Source organism: uncultured Fluviicola sp. (assembly GCF_902168135.1).
In the GTDB taxonomy this organism is placed as follows: domain Bacteria; phylum Bacteroidota; class Bacteroidia; order Flavobacteriales_D; family Crocinitomicaceae; genus Fluviicola.
This window is the reverse complement of record NZ_CABHOL010000056.1, coordinates 25,211-39,806: the sequence shown is the minus strand read 5'-3', so window position 1 is coordinate 39,806 and position 14,596 is coordinate 25,211. Positions and strand designations below refer to the sequence as shown.

15 protein-coding genes are annotated in these 14,596 nt (G+C 38.6%); 7 read left to right on the top strand and 8 right to left on the bottom strand.

Annotated elements, in window-relative coordinates:
- Positions 1-370: 370 nt before the first annotated feature.
- Positions 371-697, bottom strand: coding sequence for a hypothetical protein (locus tag QZT69_RS18915; protein ID WP_294680294.1), 327 nt, complete (start codon positions 695-697; stop codon positions 371-373).
- Between the two features lie 174 nt (positions 698-871).
- Here QZT69_RS18915 and QZT69_RS18910 point away from each other — a divergent pair, with 174 nt between their 5' ends.
- Positions 872-1,108: a helix-turn-helix transcriptional regulator gene (locus QZT69_RS18910; RefSeq protein ID WP_294680293.1), complete on the top strand. Its 237-nt coding sequence runs from the start codon at positions 872-874 to the stop codon at positions 1,106-1,108.
- A 53-nt stretch (positions 1,109-1,161) separates the two neighbouring features.
- Here the strand turns inward: QZT69_RS18910 and QZT69_RS18905 are convergent, their stop codons facing one another.
- From QZT69_RS18905 to QZT69_RS18885, 5 genes are all read right to left on the bottom strand, one after another.
- On the bottom strand, positions 1,162-2,904 hold the full coding sequence (locus QZT69_RS18905; protein WP_294680292.1) for a multicopper oxidase domain-containing protein: 1,743 nt from the start codon (positions 2,902-2,904) through the stop codon (positions 1,162-1,164).
- Positions 2,886-3,617, bottom strand: coding sequence for a hypothetical protein (locus tag QZT69_RS18900; RefSeq protein ID WP_294680291.1), 732 nt, complete (start codon positions 3,615-3,617; stop codon positions 2,886-2,888). Before QZT69_RS18900 ends, QZT69_RS18905 begins: the two co-directional genes overlap by 19 nt.
- Entirely contained in the window at positions 3,577-4,365 is a 789-nt protein-coding gene (locus QZT69_RS18895; protein ID WP_294680290.1) for a T9SS type A sorting domain-containing protein, read from the bottom strand. Before QZT69_RS18895 ends, QZT69_RS18900 begins: the two co-directional genes overlap by 41 nt.
- Before the next feature lie 6 nt (positions 4,366-4,371).
- Positions 4,372-4,467 carry a heavy metal-binding domain-containing protein gene (locus tag QZT69_RS18890; RefSeq protein ID WP_294680336.1) on the bottom strand — a complete coding sequence of 32 codons (96 nt, stop codon included), beginning with the start codon at positions 4,465-4,467 and terminating at the stop codon, positions 4,372-4,374.
- A 165-nt stretch (positions 4,468-4,632) separates the two neighbouring features.
- Entirely contained in the window at positions 4,633-5,022 is a 390-nt protein-coding gene (locus tag QZT69_RS18885; protein ID WP_294680289.1) for a hypothetical protein, read from the bottom strand.
- A 159-nt stretch (positions 5,023-5,181) separates the two neighbouring features.
- On the opposite strand from QZT69_RS18885, the gene QZT69_RS18880 reads away from it, so the two are divergent.
- From QZT69_RS18880 to QZT69_RS18855, 6 genes are all read left to right on the top strand, one after another.
- Positions 5,182-5,598, top strand: a complete 417-nt coding sequence (locus QZT69_RS18880; RefSeq protein WP_294680288.1) for a hypothetical protein — start codon at positions 5,182-5,184, stop codon at positions 5,596-5,598.
- A gap of 82 nt (positions 5,599-5,680) precedes the next feature.
- The gene (locus QZT69_RS18875) at positions 5,681-6,529 is read left to right on the top strand and encodes a DUF3347 domain-containing protein (RefSeq protein ID WP_294680287.1); all 849 of its coding nucleotides are present in this window, start codon (positions 5,681-5,683) and stop codon (positions 6,527-6,529) included.
- Positions 6,530-6,533: 4 nt separating this feature from the next.
- Entirely contained in the window at positions 6,534-7,094 is a 561-nt protein-coding gene (locus QZT69_RS18870; RefSeq protein ID WP_294680286.1) for an AraC family transcriptional regulator, read from the top strand.
- Positions 7,095-7,173: 79 nt separating this feature from the next.
- Positions 7,174-7,896 carry a heavy metal-associated domain-containing protein gene (locus QZT69_RS18865; protein ID WP_294680285.1) on the top strand — a complete coding sequence of 241 codons (723 nt, stop codon included), beginning with the start codon at positions 7,174-7,176 and terminating at the stop codon, positions 7,894-7,896.
- Positions 7,893-10,109, top strand: coding sequence for a multicopper oxidase domain-containing protein (locus tag QZT69_RS18860; protein WP_294680284.1), 2,217 nt, complete (start codon positions 7,893-7,895; stop codon positions 10,107-10,109). The genes QZT69_RS18865 and QZT69_RS18860 overlap by 4 nt, the downstream gene beginning before the upstream one ends.
- Positions 10,110-10,144: 35 nt before the next feature.
- Positions 10,145-11,596, top strand: coding sequence for a hypothetical protein (locus tag QZT69_RS18855; protein ID WP_294680283.1), 1,452 nt, complete (start codon positions 10,145-10,147; stop codon positions 11,594-11,596).
- 85 nt (positions 11,597-11,681) lie between these two features.
- Here the strand turns inward: QZT69_RS18855 and QZT69_RS18850 are convergent, their stop codons facing one another.
- Together QZT69_RS18850 and QZT69_RS18845 are read right to left on the bottom strand one after the other, a co-directional pair.
- On the bottom strand, positions 11,682-14,066 hold the full coding sequence (locus QZT69_RS18850) for a TonB-dependent receptor (RefSeq protein ID WP_367242464.1): 2,385 nt from the start codon (positions 14,064-14,066) through the stop codon (positions 11,682-11,684).
- A gap of 34 nt (positions 14,067-14,100) precedes the next feature.
- A complete protein-coding gene (locus QZT69_RS18845) occupies positions 14,101-14,544 on the bottom strand; it encodes a PepSY-like domain-containing protein (protein WP_294680281.1) in 444 nt (147 codons plus the stop codon).
- Positions 14,545-14,596 lie beyond the last annotated feature (52 nt).

Here is a 14,596-nt window from a genome sequence, read left to right as displayed (position 1 = left end):
AAGGAATAATAAAAAATTAGTTGCCCACTAAATGGTGGGCAGTTATGATTTTATTCAGATGGATCATTTTCAAAACAGAATAAAAATCTACTTGCACCACCCTCTATGGGGCAAGTAACTTTTTATTTGGCAGTTTATCAATTTTCGAGGTTAAAAAATCTTAGTTGCACCACCTAACGTGGGGCAAGTAACTTTTTATTTGGCAGTTTATCAATTTTCGAGGTTAAAAAATCTTAGTTGCACCACCTAACGTGGGGCAAGTAGAATTTAATTGCTCAAAATCGGGTTTCGAAAAGGAATAAAAAAACAGTTGCCCCACCCATTGCGGGGCAACTAGAAAAAAATTGGAAACACCGACATTTGTGAGCTTTCAAGATTTAAGCAACAGCTTCTTGTATTTCCTGCGCTCCAAAGCCAGCCAATCATAAATTCCAGTTGCCAACCGTTCAAAAGACTCGTTGTCATTAAAAGCAAGTTCCGTAACATGGTAGGCTCGGTCGCAATACTGATCCGTTAAATGCTCCAAACGTCTGTCGTTAATATTGAGTTCCATGAGAGAGAAAACGGCTTGGGATATATCCAACGTGGCATTGTCGTTTCCGAACCCTAATAAGTTTAACCCGCAAACGGTATGTTCGTGCTTTAAATCGTCTTTTATCAATTGAATGATAAGCTTTTTGGAAGTTTTTTTCTGCATGACTCAATATTTTTATTGAATCAAAAGTAAACAAATAATGTTTCTTATGAAACAAATTTCAATTACAAAGAAACATTTAATGATTACATGTAATCTTTTTACGTTTACATATCTAGTATTCACGAGGGGTTAGGCTTTGAACGTAAGTCAGAAATTTTTTATCTTTATCCCACCATGGGTGAAAATGATAAGGTAAAAATAAACCGAATTGCAGAAGTCTTATTTGAATTAGAGATTTCACAAACTGAATTGGCTGAACGTCTTGGAAAAAAGAGACAAGTAATCAATCGCTATTGCAAAAATGCTGGTCAACCCACCTTGGCATTTTTACGAGAAATTGCACTTGCATTGGGTGTAAACGTTCAGGAGCTTTTGGCTCCTACTCCTTCAAAAGAAAAAGAGGATAAATAACAATTGTATTATTTCAGTATCAACAAGATTTGTTCATCTCATTTCACTTCGCCTCAATTCCTCACCAAATGCAATTTCTGCGCTCCTTTTTCTGAAACAATCGTCAGAAAATAGATGCCCGCATTTAAAGTCGATGCGCTTACCTTGATCCCTTCTTCCGCTGAAACATTGGAGTAATCACGTTTCAAAACTTCTTTGCCTTGCGCATCGGTCAATTGTATAGTAACGCTTTCATTGCCCCATTTGCCTGTAATGTTCCATTCATCGGATGATGGATTCGGAAAAACTTCAAAAGAGGAAATGTCATTTTCATTTATTCCTGCAAACGGATCAACCACCAAAAAAGACCCCATCATTCCATCGTCTTCGTGATGCAACAAATGACAATGATACATGTACGGAACCATCTCATCGGTGAAGGTGGTAAACCGTGTAATAAATTTCACGCTGTCTTCGGGCATTACTAAAACCACATCTTTCCAGCCTTGTTCTGTTATTGGAGGAGTAGTTCCATTCTTTTCGATTACATTAAACTGAATGTCGTGAATATGAAAAGGGTGCGCAATTAGTGTATTGTTTTTCAATGTCCAGATTTCCGTTGAATTCAATGGAATCGTGATATTGATTGAATCCATATTGAAGGTGGTGTTATTGATTCCAAACGGTCCTTCAGCACGATTAGGGGTGTCTCCTTGTACGAGTGTAATCGTATCAAAAACCAAGGTTCTATTAACGTCTACATCAGCAATATCAAAAGGCACATAAGGAACTAATGTTGATGGAATGGATGTAATTGGACTTCCTGTTTGTGCGCCAATTGTAAATTCTACCAAATTGAAGTCTGCACCGTTCAGGAAATTGTCCATATACATGTCCATGGTGTCTGCTCCGCTACCAACCGAAGGAGATCCGAAGATTCCATCAGGCATTTCAGAACCGTAACTCACCAAATCAACAGTTTGTCCGTTCATACCACTCAAATCAACAAGAATTTCCGACCGTTCTCCTGGTGCAATCAATAAACGTGTCAATGCGTTTGGTGTTTCTACCAAACCGCCGTCAGTAGCAATTTGGTAAAAGGTCATGTTGTTGGAGAATCCAAAATAAAACGAACGCATACTGCTTCCATTTAAGAGGCGCATTCGAACCACTTGTGAAGGAAGGTTGTGCGTTGCATTACGTGTACCATTCACAAAAACTGCCGTGTCCATGTGATCTGCAATTGCAATTTGTTGTAACACATCAAATGCCTTTGTTTGAACAATCAATGGAATGTCGTCCACTCCATACGTTTGAGGTAAACCCAATGCCAATTCTGCTGGATCGTGAATAATGAATAAACCTGCAAGCCCTTTCCCAACATGCAATTCCGTTTTTCCTTCACCATGTGGGTGATACCAGAATGTACCTGCATTGTTTAATATTTCAAACGAAGGACTCCACGTAGAACCTGCCGAAATAGATTGATGCGGACCACCGTCATTTTCAGGCGCAACATGTAAACCGTGCCAATGCATTGTTGTGGCGACGGTCAGGTTGTTGATGACATTTAAGGTTACCACATCATTCTTGTTGACAATGATAGTCGGAGAAAGAAATGAACCGTTTATACCATAAGTTGGCGTTGGATTTCCGGGATACAATTGCGTTGTACCTGATTGAACATTCAGGTTAAATGTAGTTCCTGTTAGTGCAGGAGGTATGTAGAGTGCGTTTTGAGCCAGTCCATTCCCTGAAATACAAAGAATGAACGCTGCAAAAAAGATTTTTAGCAATTCTAATTTGATGCGTACCATATTTTTTGACGTATAATAATGTTGTTTCCGCTAAGAATGAGGTAATAAAAATTAGCGGGGAATGATGGCATTTCAACACATGATGATGTTGGAATACCACTCGTAAAAACTTCCTTTCCGTTTAGATCAAGAAGGGTGAGATCAGTAAATTTAGACTTGGAATCGGTTAATTGAAATTGATTTCCGATAATGGTATAGGCTTGACTTGCAGAAATAGACTCACTTATTCCAGCAGTAGATTCCGCATTTATGATCCAAGTGAGCGTATCTACTTGTAGTGGCGAATGAATTTCATAAATGGTGTATCGAATGATTCCAGTTCCTGCATTCGTATTCGGGAAGCAATGAATCAACATCAATCCATCGTCTCCGGGAAGAACAGGCAATGTCGTTGAACTATCTATAAGCGATGGAAAACAGGTGTTATTATCGCAAATAGTAGCCGTCCAATCATTCGGCATGGAGACAGAAGACTTCTTCCAGACAAATTGCAATGTATCGTTATTCGGATGAACTTGCGTGATATTCATAGTCACCGAATTGTTTACGGTTGTATTTGAAATCAACGTGTCGTTTGGTGAATGAAAATAAGATTGGGCATAACCGATTGTGGTGGTCGCACTAAACAGCACAACCACCAGAACCAATTGCCAAAATACCTTATTGGAAAAATTAGCGAACCACATTGATTTTCTCAGTAACGAAAGTTCCATTCATTTCTAAATTCAAAATGTATGATCCTACGGGAAGACTTGAAAGATCAATTTGTTTTTCGATTAAACCCTTATTCAGTTTTTCTTTTTCAAAAGTCATCACGGCTTTTCCTGAAAGATCAGTGATCTGCATGTTGATTTCAGCACCTTGTAACGCTTCAAAATTTACCGTTACAATTCCCGAAGCGGGATTTGGGTAAGCACTCACATTTTGAAGTGGTGTTTGCTCTGCTACTCCTGCTGTAAATGTGTTCAGGATCAAATCACGCATCGTAGTTGTGTCTGAAGTATTGAAATCTTGAGTCACAAACAAAACGTCGTGATTATCACCCCCTAAAAGCACCACTGTTGGCATACCGAAACCGCCGTAATATGCAACCTGAACAGCGCCACTATCCATTGGAGCAAAAAGAGGTAAATTGTTATTCACCACCCAATTCGACGAATAAGTACAAGTTGTACTGTTTTGGTACGGAAATGAATAAGCCTTAACCAGACCTGGATTTGAAGCGTTGATGTTGTTTGCCATCGTTTGCATTTTCGAAGCTACAGGTGGACAAGAACCACAATTTGGCATATAAAAAATCAGCATAACTGCTTTTCCTGCATCCAGATCAGAAAATAGATCTACGTTATTTCCATTGCAATCCTGCCCTGAAAAATTCATTGCTGTTGTTTGGCTAAAGCCAAGAAATGCTAGCATAGCAAATGAAGCCGTTGCCAGACTTTTGTAAAGTGTAGTTTTCATAATAATTTAGTTATTGTTTTTTGATTTGACACCCTCAAGATCCATATTACATACCGGGCAAGAACCTGCCTTGTTGTATGTTTTTGAACCTTCACATTTCATAGGGCATTGATATGAACTGAACTTTTCACTGCCTGAATTACAAGAAGTGAAAAGTGATGTTACCACCATAGCGAGTGATAGAACTAAAGTAATTTTCCGCATTTTTTTTCAAATTGATTATTAATAGAGAAAATCAAGCGTAGCCTGAATACTGATCCTCAAAAATCAAATGATAAATACGCAGTTTTTTAAATGAATTGGAACTTTGAGTTCGGGAGGTGGTGCATGTACCGAAGGCTTAATATGCTTAGGTACATAAAGTTCATGATCCTGCTCTATGACAAACATGTCAGCTGGTTCGGTAACGATAACCGATGAAAAGAATACAATTGCAGAGGTCGGTTTTTGATCTTCGCTCGCCTTTTTAAGACAAACCTGAACATCTTTACAGCATCCTTTTTTCATTGGTTTTCCCGCACAACAAGACTTTGGCGCACTGAAACCAACCAATGAAACTGTTTTGATTTTTCCTCCGCAATAATGGATATTAGCAGTCAGTCTAACACTTATTAGAAGATAAAATACTGCAAGGCTATATACCAAAATTGTTTTCACAGAGCTAAATATAAGTTCTTTAATGGATAACGAAAAATTAACAGAAATCAAAAAGAACCTTAATTATAGGAAAGCTATTGAGTGCTTTTTTAACTTTAAGTTGAAATTAGTTGCTTTAAAACAGCGAGTAGTTTACATTTGCTTACAGTCAAAATGAGAATGAAACGGATTTTTTCACTTATAATAATGGTTTTATACCTGCTTCCAGCTCTTGGAATGACGGTATCTACGCATTATTGTGGTGGAAAATTGGCGGATGTTTCTTTATTTGGTTCAAAACCAAAAATGAGTTGTGCTTGCGGGGCAATGGCTTCAAAGAACAAGGTTCATATTAAGAAAAAATGCTGTGAACAAGTAACCTTTTCTTTAAAACTTGACAATCAGCAATTAAAACAATCAACTTTAGATCATAAGAGTCCTAACGCGGAGATATTAGCAGAAAAACAGTTCGATTTCGGTTTCATTCGAAATACGATTATTGTAATGCCTAAAGTAGCATTAAGCTACTCTCCAAATCTACCGCCTGGTAGGTACAAAGAGCCCATTTACATTCAAAACGACTCCTTTCTAATTTAGAATCCAAAAGCCATTAGGCTTGTCTTGATCTGTAATCCTGCTTTTAGGGTTATCCATTAGTTATTCAGCAAAAAATTATAGTATGAAAAAGTTACAGCACCTTATGCTGGGAATGTCGTTATTATTGGCATTCACCAGTTGTGCAACCCCAATAAAAAATGCAAAAACCGAAACTTACAAAGTTGCGGGAAATTGTGAAATGTGTAAAAGCACTATCGAAACTGCAGCAAATAAGAAAGGCATTTCTTTAGCTGAATGGGACCAGGACAAAAAAGTCATGAAGCTTACCTATGACTCTAAGCAAACCACAGCATCCGAAGTACTTAAAAAAGTGGCTTATGCAGGATATGATAACGAGCAATTCTTAGCCCCTGATGATGCTTATACCAAGCTTCCTGGATGTTGCCAGTATGACCGTCTGAAAAAAGACGCTGTGGTAACGGACAATACGGTGAATGATTCGCCAAAAAATGAGCCTGTTGTGAAAGAGCAAGAGAAAGTGAATCAACTTGCGAAGGTTTATGATCAATACTTTGCGCTGAAAGACGCATTAGTAAAAGATGATGGCACAGTGGCATCTTCTAAAGCCCTTGCATTGGCAAAGGCGATCAACGAAGTGGATATGAAAGCTATGTCATCTGAGGAGCATTCAGCATGGATGAAAGTAGAAAAGGATTTATTGATGCATGCGGAACACATCAGCGAAACAAAAGACATTGCACACCAACGTGAGCATTTCTCATTGCTTTCACAAGGTGTTTATTCGTTAACGAAGGCATTCAAGTTAGATGAAACGGTTTACCTGCAACATTGTCCGATGTACAATGATGGAAAAGGTGCGGATTGGTTGAGCAAGGAAAGTACAGTGAAAAATCCGTATTACGGAAGTTCCATGTTGTCTTGCGGAAAAACAACAGAGACGATCAAATAAACGAATGAAGGTTTATATCAAAAACATGGTATGCAACCGTTGTAAGATGGTAGTGAAGTCTGAGTTTGAACAGCTCGGACTTCATCCGCTTACGGTTGAGTTGGGTGAAGTGGAGCTTGATCGTGCCTTATCCGAATACGATAAGGAACAGCTTGTTTTGAGGTTCGAGGAACTGGGCTTTGAATTGATTGATGACAAAAAGAGCCGGATCATTGAAAAAGTAAAAAACAGTATTGTTCAATTGGTTCATTATCCATCAGAACGACTTCGAACAAACTTGTCTCAACACATCAATGAGCAAATTCCGCTAGATTACAATTACATCAGCAACTTATTCAGTGAGGTAGAAGGTACGAGTATTGAACAGTACTATATAGCTCAGAAAATTGAACGGGTTAAAGAATTGCTGGTTTATGATGAATTGTCTTTGAGCGAAATAGCTTACCAATTAGAATACAGCAGTGTTTCACATTTGAGTAAACAGTTCAAAAAAGTTACTGGATTAACAACGTCTCATTTCAAGCAGTTGAAATCGCAAAAACGAACGCCGATAGAAAATCTGTAAATCATAACAAACGATTCCACAATTGTATCACGAACTACTAAACGAGTGTTCAGACCTTTGTGAAATAAAAATTAATGGTATGATACACACGTATAGTATTGCCGGAATGACTTGTGGAAGTTGTGAGGCAAAAGTAAAAGGAAGTTTGTTAACGTTACCTGACGTTACCTCTGTTGAGGTTTCAAAAGAGAACAAAACTGTTGTGATTGGGATGGACAAACACATTTCAATTGGCAGTTTACAAGAAGCTCTCGGAGGAAAGGAATCTCGTTACCAAATAACGGCAAAGGAGCACAGTGAATTGAGTGAGCAAGCGAAAAGTTGGATTGAAACATACAAGCCAGTTTTATTGATTTTCGGATATATCACATTGACCACATTGTTGGTTCAATTGGTTGCCCATCACTTTGATTACATGCATTGGATGCGCCACTTTATGGCAGGGTTCTTTTTGGTTTTCTCCTTTTTTAAGTTGTTGAATTTAAAAGGATTTGCAGAAAGCTATAGCATGTATGATGTTATTGCAAAACGATTCAAAGCATGGGGATATTTCTACGCACTGATCGAATTGTCGTTAGGATTGGCTTTTTTATTAGACATCGAGCCGTATATCGTAAATTGGATAACACTAGTCGTAATGACAATTAGTTTAATTGGAGTACTGCAAAGTGTACTGAATAAAAGAAAAATACAATGTGCTTGTTTGGGAGCTGTTTTCAATTTGCCAATGAGTACCATTACAATTATTGAAGATGCGCTGATGATTGCTATGAGCGCAGTAACACTGATACTATTACAATGAAAAATGCTTTAATACTGGTGTTGTTTGCACTACTCTCACTCAATACGTTCGCACAGAAAAAAGTGCGGTATGATTTGTATGTGAGAGACACCGTTGTAAATTTTTCAGGAAAACAAAAACACGCCTATGCTGTCAATGGAAGTATTCCAATGCCTGAATTGCATTTTACGGAAGGTGATACAGCTGAAATATGGGTACACAATGAATTGAGAACTGAAACTTCTATTCATTGGCATGGGTTAATCTTGCCGAATGAACAAGACGGTGTGCCTTATTTGACAACAGCACCAATTAAAGCAGGAACAACGCATTTGTATCAATTCCCCATCGTTCAAAACGGAACCTATTGGTATCACTCACACACAGGTTTGCAGGAGCAGAGTGGAATGTATGGGGCATTTATCATTCATAAGAAAGATGAGCCTAAAATGTTGGAATATACAGTTGTTTTGAGTGATTGGACAGAGATGAAGCCTTTTGAAGTGCATCGTAGATTACACATGGCCAATGACTGGTCAGCAATCAAAAAAGCCAATCTTCAAAAAGGTGCGGTGCAAAGCTATGCCGATGCAATTGGAGCAGGAAGTCTTAAAACCAAATTCGGTAACGAATGGAAACGTATGTTAGCAATGGATGTGAGCGATGTCTATTACGATAAATTGCTCACCAACGGTCGCCAAGAGGATAATGCGCCAAAGTTCAAGGCTGGCGATAAAGTAAGAATCAGAATTATCAATGGTGGTTCCTCATCTTATTTTTGGATGCGCTATTCTGGAGGTAAAATGGATGTTGTTGCCAGTGATGGAATGGACGTTGTTCCCGTGCCTGTTGATCGGTTTATTATCGCTGTTGCTGAAACGTATGACGTTATCATCACCATTCCTTCAGACAGTACCTCTTTCGAACTTCAGGCAACTTCCGAAGATCGGATCAGAAGTACATCGTTATGGCTTGGTTCTGGAGTAAAACAATTGATTTCCCCCTTAGAACCGCTGAAATATTTTGAGGGCATGCAAATGATGAACGACATGATTAAAATGGATGGAAATCTGGACGACATGGGAATGAACATGAGTTTGCAACAAATGGATATGAATGTGGTAATGTATCCCGAAATCACTGGTGGTAAGAAGAAAAAACAGAAGAGCAAACACATGAATATGAGCGATGGCAGTCAGTACAACAGTAACCAACTTTCGGAAATTGTTACGCTGAACTACAACATGCTCAAATCACCAGTAAAGACTACTTTGCCCGATGCAAAAACAACCGTTTATAACTTTGAACTAACTGGGAATATGAACCGTTATGTTTGGAGTATCAACAACAAGACAGTTTCCGAAACAGATAAAATCTTAATCAAAAAGGGAGAGAATGTACGCATCATCATTTACAATAATTCCATGATGCGCCATCCGATGCATTTACACGGACACTTTTTTAGAATCTTAAACGGCAACGGCGAATACTCACCATTGAAAAATGTATTGGACATCATGCCGATGGAAACTGACACCATTGAATTTGCAGCTACGGAAAGCGGCGATTGGTTCTTTCACTGTCATATCCTCTATCACATGATGAGCGGAATGGGTCGAATATTTTCTTACGAGAATTCACCTCCTAACCCACAATTGCCAGAACCCAAAAAAGCATTGCGAAAACTGTATGCCGATGATCGGGAGTTTCATTTCATGTTCCAAAATGACTTTGCCTCCAATGGAAACGACGGTGAAATGATGTTACAAAATACCCGTTGGAATCTTCAGGCAGAATGGCGTTTGGGTTATAACAATATGCACGGTTACGAAACAGAAACACACTTCGGACGATATATCGGAAAAATGCAATGGCTGTTTCCGTATGTAGGATTTGACTGGCGTTACCGTAAAATGGAAATGGGTGAAACGGAACGCAACCTGTTCGGACAAACAAATACCAAAGACCGCCGTGGGGTTATCTGCTTCGGTTTGCAATACACATTGCCAATGCTTATCATTGCTGATGCACGAGTTGATACTGATGGGAAATTACGTTTGCAATTGATGCGAGAAGATATTCCCCTAACGAAACGTTTGCGCTTAGGGCTGATGTATAACTCGGATTTTGAATACATGGCTGGATTAAAATATGTCTTAAATAAATCCTTTTCTTTATCAGCACATTATGATAGCGATATGGGGTTTGGTGGAGGATTTACATTTACCTATTAACAATCAATGAATACGAATAAACTAAAACTATAAATATGAAAAAATTACTACTTACAATTCTATCCATGAATTTCCTGTCTGCTTCTTTTAGTCAGACAATCAATTGGGATGCTCCCGTTACAGTTGCAATGGGAAGTATGTACAACAACATTTATCCACGACTTACGCTAACCGATAATGATGTTCCGTTGGTTTCGTGGATGAACGATAACAATGACAAGATTTACACAGCTCGTTGGAACGGAGCTTCGTTCAATATGCCCGTAACGATCAATCCAGCAGGGGTACTTCCTTTTATTGCGACTTGGGCAGGTTCCGAAATTGCATCGTCAGGTGATACCGTATTTGTAACATTCAGCACAGATTTTAGCCAAACAAGTAAGGTCTACACGGTTAGATCATTGGATGGAGGAATGACTTTTCAAGACACTGTTCGTGTAGACCAAATTGGAACTGATACACCACGTTTCCCAACTGTTGCGGTTGGATATGGAGGAAATCCCGTAATAGCGTTTATGCAACTAGACGGAAGCTTTGGTAATGCCGAATATGCCGTTACCAAATCTATGAATGGGGGAACAAGCTATATGCCGTCTATTATACCTTCGCTAGGAGCGGTTGGAACTGTTTGTGATTGCTGTCCTGCTACAATCATTGCCAGCGGTAATCAACATGTGCTGACTTATAGAAATAATGACAATAATATTCGCAATATGTGGGCTTCATATTCCACAGACGGAAGTGCAAGTTATCCTGTTTCTTCAGAGATAGACGAGACCGATTGGATGATTATGTCTTGCCCTTCAAGCGGACCTTCTAACGTAATTAATGGTGATTCACTTGTTTCAACTTGGATGAGTAATGGAAAAGTTTATGTTGGGACTACCAATCTTACCAATCAGCAAAATGGAATGCAATTCCAGTTATTCCCTATGGGTACGGGGACAGAAAATTATCCAATCATTGCAGGAAAGGGTGATACATTGGCAGTGGTTTGGCAAGGTTCAGATGCAGGAACTCCAAGAGTGTTTTTTACAAGTTCGGTTTCAGGTGCAAGTGGATTAGGAATCGTAATTGACACCCTAACCGCAACATTCAGCGGAAATCAAACACGTCCTGATCTGGAATATTCAAACGGCAAATTTCATGTGGTTTACAGTGACGGCAATGGGAATGATGTGAAGTATTTGACGGGAACGGTTGGACAATCTGTTGGATTGGATGAAAATACAAAACCATCACTTTCAATGTTTATTAGTCAATCGGGTGAAACCTCTTCAATTCATATCCAATCGGATATCCAGCAAAATGCATCTATACTGGTGGTTAATTCACTTGGGCAAACCTTATCAACACAAGAAACCATACTTAATTCGGGGGAATCGATTATTGAACTATCCAATAGCATTTCGAAGGGAATGTGCTTTGTTACTCTTACTTCAGAATCGGGTGAGGTGATAGTACAAAAAGCTGTATTGAATAATTAGGAATTATCATTTAAATAAACAATCAACTGCCTAGCAAATGATAGGCAGTTGATTGTTTATTTAAACAGCTCAAGACGGTTTAATCCTAAAACTTATAATTATATCCAATCCTTACGACCTGTGTCTCGTAGTAGTCTGAGCTTATATAACTGAATCCATTACCTTGAATTCGTTTTTTAATGACCATTGTATTTAGCAAATCAGTAGCATTTAGAAACACTTCACCTTTACCTTTCTGTATTTTCTTTTTTATCCCCATATCCAACGAAAAACGTGAATCGATTTTCCCTTGCGGGATAATGTCAGGTGCAAGGTAAACTGCTACCAGTTGAACATCTATATCTTTCTTGAAATGAAAGGTATTATTCAGCTTTGCATTCCCTGAATAGATGCTTTGCTGATCAGCAGAAAAAGTATGTACGATTGGGTACTTATTTTCAACACTAAAAGCGTTGATTTGGTTGTAGTAAACATTTCCATTGACGTTGAAGGAATACCACTTAGCAAGATCCATAGAGAATGTCATTTCAACACCTGCATTGTAGCTTTTTCCTGCATTCTGAAATACGGCATAAATCAGGTTGCTTCCGGGAACGGTACTTGAAATGCGTGTGATTGTTCCGTTCGCTTCTCTTCCATACAAAGCAGTGTAAAAATATCCTTTTTCCAAAGCTGATTTAAAGCCTAATTCTAATGAGTTGGTGAACTGAGGTTTTAACGCAGGGTTCCCGACTTTGATTATTTCGGCATCGTCATACTTAGGGAAAATACGAATGTCTACTTCATTTGGTCTATCAACTCGACGATTATAAAATAAGGAGATTTTGTTTTTGTCATTGAACTTGTACGCCAATCGCATGGTTGGAAAAGGCTGCATATAATTATACCCATCACTTTTATAAGTGCTGTGATTGGGGTTCACTTTATAATTCAATAAAACGTATTCTACCCGCAAACCAATTTCGGCTTCTACTTTCTTACGATCCACAATATAGTTCCCGTAAATAGCTGGAATTACTTCCTTGTAATTTGCCCATCCACCTGCAGTCGTGTCTAAGGGCGAATTGATGCCAGGGTAGAATTGCATGTTTGTCGGAATGGTTCGGTAACGGAATTTAGCACCTGTTTCCAAACGACCGAATTTCAATGGTTTTACGTAATCCAAATTGAAATCTGCTACCTGTTCATCGGAAAGCAATTTAAATGAATCATGTCCTGTATATGTTGGATAGATGTTGTCGAAGAAATATTTTTCATTTTCACGGTGAAAAGTGTAGTTAAATCCGGCATTCAAAATATGACCGGCTTGAGCGAATTTATGTTGGTAGGCAAGAGTCCCCATAGCGGTAGTCTTCAACTCATCTTCTAAGAATTGCCATAAGCGGATGCGTTCGGATGAATCCCTGTTGAAAAAAGGTTGGTCGCCATTGTCTATAATCTTTTCCATTCCATACAGACCCGAAATAGTTAAAGTGTTCTTGTCATTGAAAGAATAATCAAAACCTAATTTGGCATTTGCGAAGTGCGTATTTCTGTTTCTCTTGGTTTGTTGGTCGATAATCGTTCCGTCGTCGTACGTTCGGGTAACGAATTCGTTCTTATTTAAGGTTTGTGTGTATAGGTAATCACCTTGGAAAAACAGGTTCATTTTGTTTTTTCGATAGCTCAATGAAACCGTTGGATTGACTTTTGGGGTGTACTGATATTGCGGACGAATGGTAGGCAGGTTTTCTTTTTTAACCCACAAAGCTCCCAAACCGCTATTCAGTCCAACTTTTCCAGAAAAACCTTCCTGCTTGTTTTTCTTTAGGATGATATTGATGATTCCCGCGTTTCCATTCGCATCGTATTTCGAAGAAGGATTATTGATGATCTCAATGCGTTCAATTGCAGATGCGGGAATATTATCCAACCCATACTGATCTCCAAATCCTGTCAATGCTGTTTGTTTTCCATCAATAAGGATCGTTACTTTTTCATTTCCACGTAGTTGTACTTTTCCGTCCTGAACGGTAACGCCTGGTAGGTTCTGCATTGCCTGTAAAACAGATCCTCCGCTTTGGCTCACATTGTCTTCAACAGAAAACACTTTTTTATCCATCTTATCACTTACCTCTTCGATTTGACCAGTAATTACTACTTCTTCTAAAGACTCAACGGTCTCTTCCAATTGGATCACCGACAAATCCAAAAAGTCGGAAAGTGAACCCACATAGATGAGTTTATTCAATGTACTGTATCCAAAGGAAGTTACAACTAAAACATAGTTGCCTGTTTTAACCGGTGAAAGGGAAAAGCGACCTTCTTCATCGGTAATTGTTCCGATCACAAGGGCAGAATCGATTTCTGTTTTGAGGACAACCTGAACATAGGGTAAAGCAGTATTATCCGCCTTACCCTTAATTGTTCCGGAGACCGTTACATTTCCACTTTGAGCAAATACCTGAGATGAAAGGATTAGCCCTATCAAGACAATCCAATTTCGGAAATGGAGGATTTTCATGTTATTCAGTAATCACTTTGATGAATGTACCATTGCTATCGAAAATAACGTCTTTTTTGTTTACCTCAGCTTCGTAGTTGACTGTACCATCATTTAGAACAATTTTAGCAGCTTCTTTTACTTTTTGACCTTTGTAATTCAATTCTATATAGTCTAAAACTGCCTTTGGAAGTGCGCTCGTTTCCATTTCTGTTTCTGTTTCCAAGATAACACCACTTGTATTGATAACTACAGAAGTTTCTATTTCACCGTTTTCAAATTCGGCTTCGTAATTCGAACCTTCTTGTTCCCAATCCACATCAGTAATTGTTGGAAATTGTTTTTTGAAAGCCTCCTGAACTGTTGCCGGGATTTTCGAGCCTTTTCCTTCCTTTTCTGTTTTTTGAGCAGAACTACATCCAGCTATTGATAGTGCCAATGTTCCTGTTAAGATTAATCGTTTCATGAAGATTATTTTATAAGTTACAAGACAAACTTCCGAACCGATTCTGAAGACA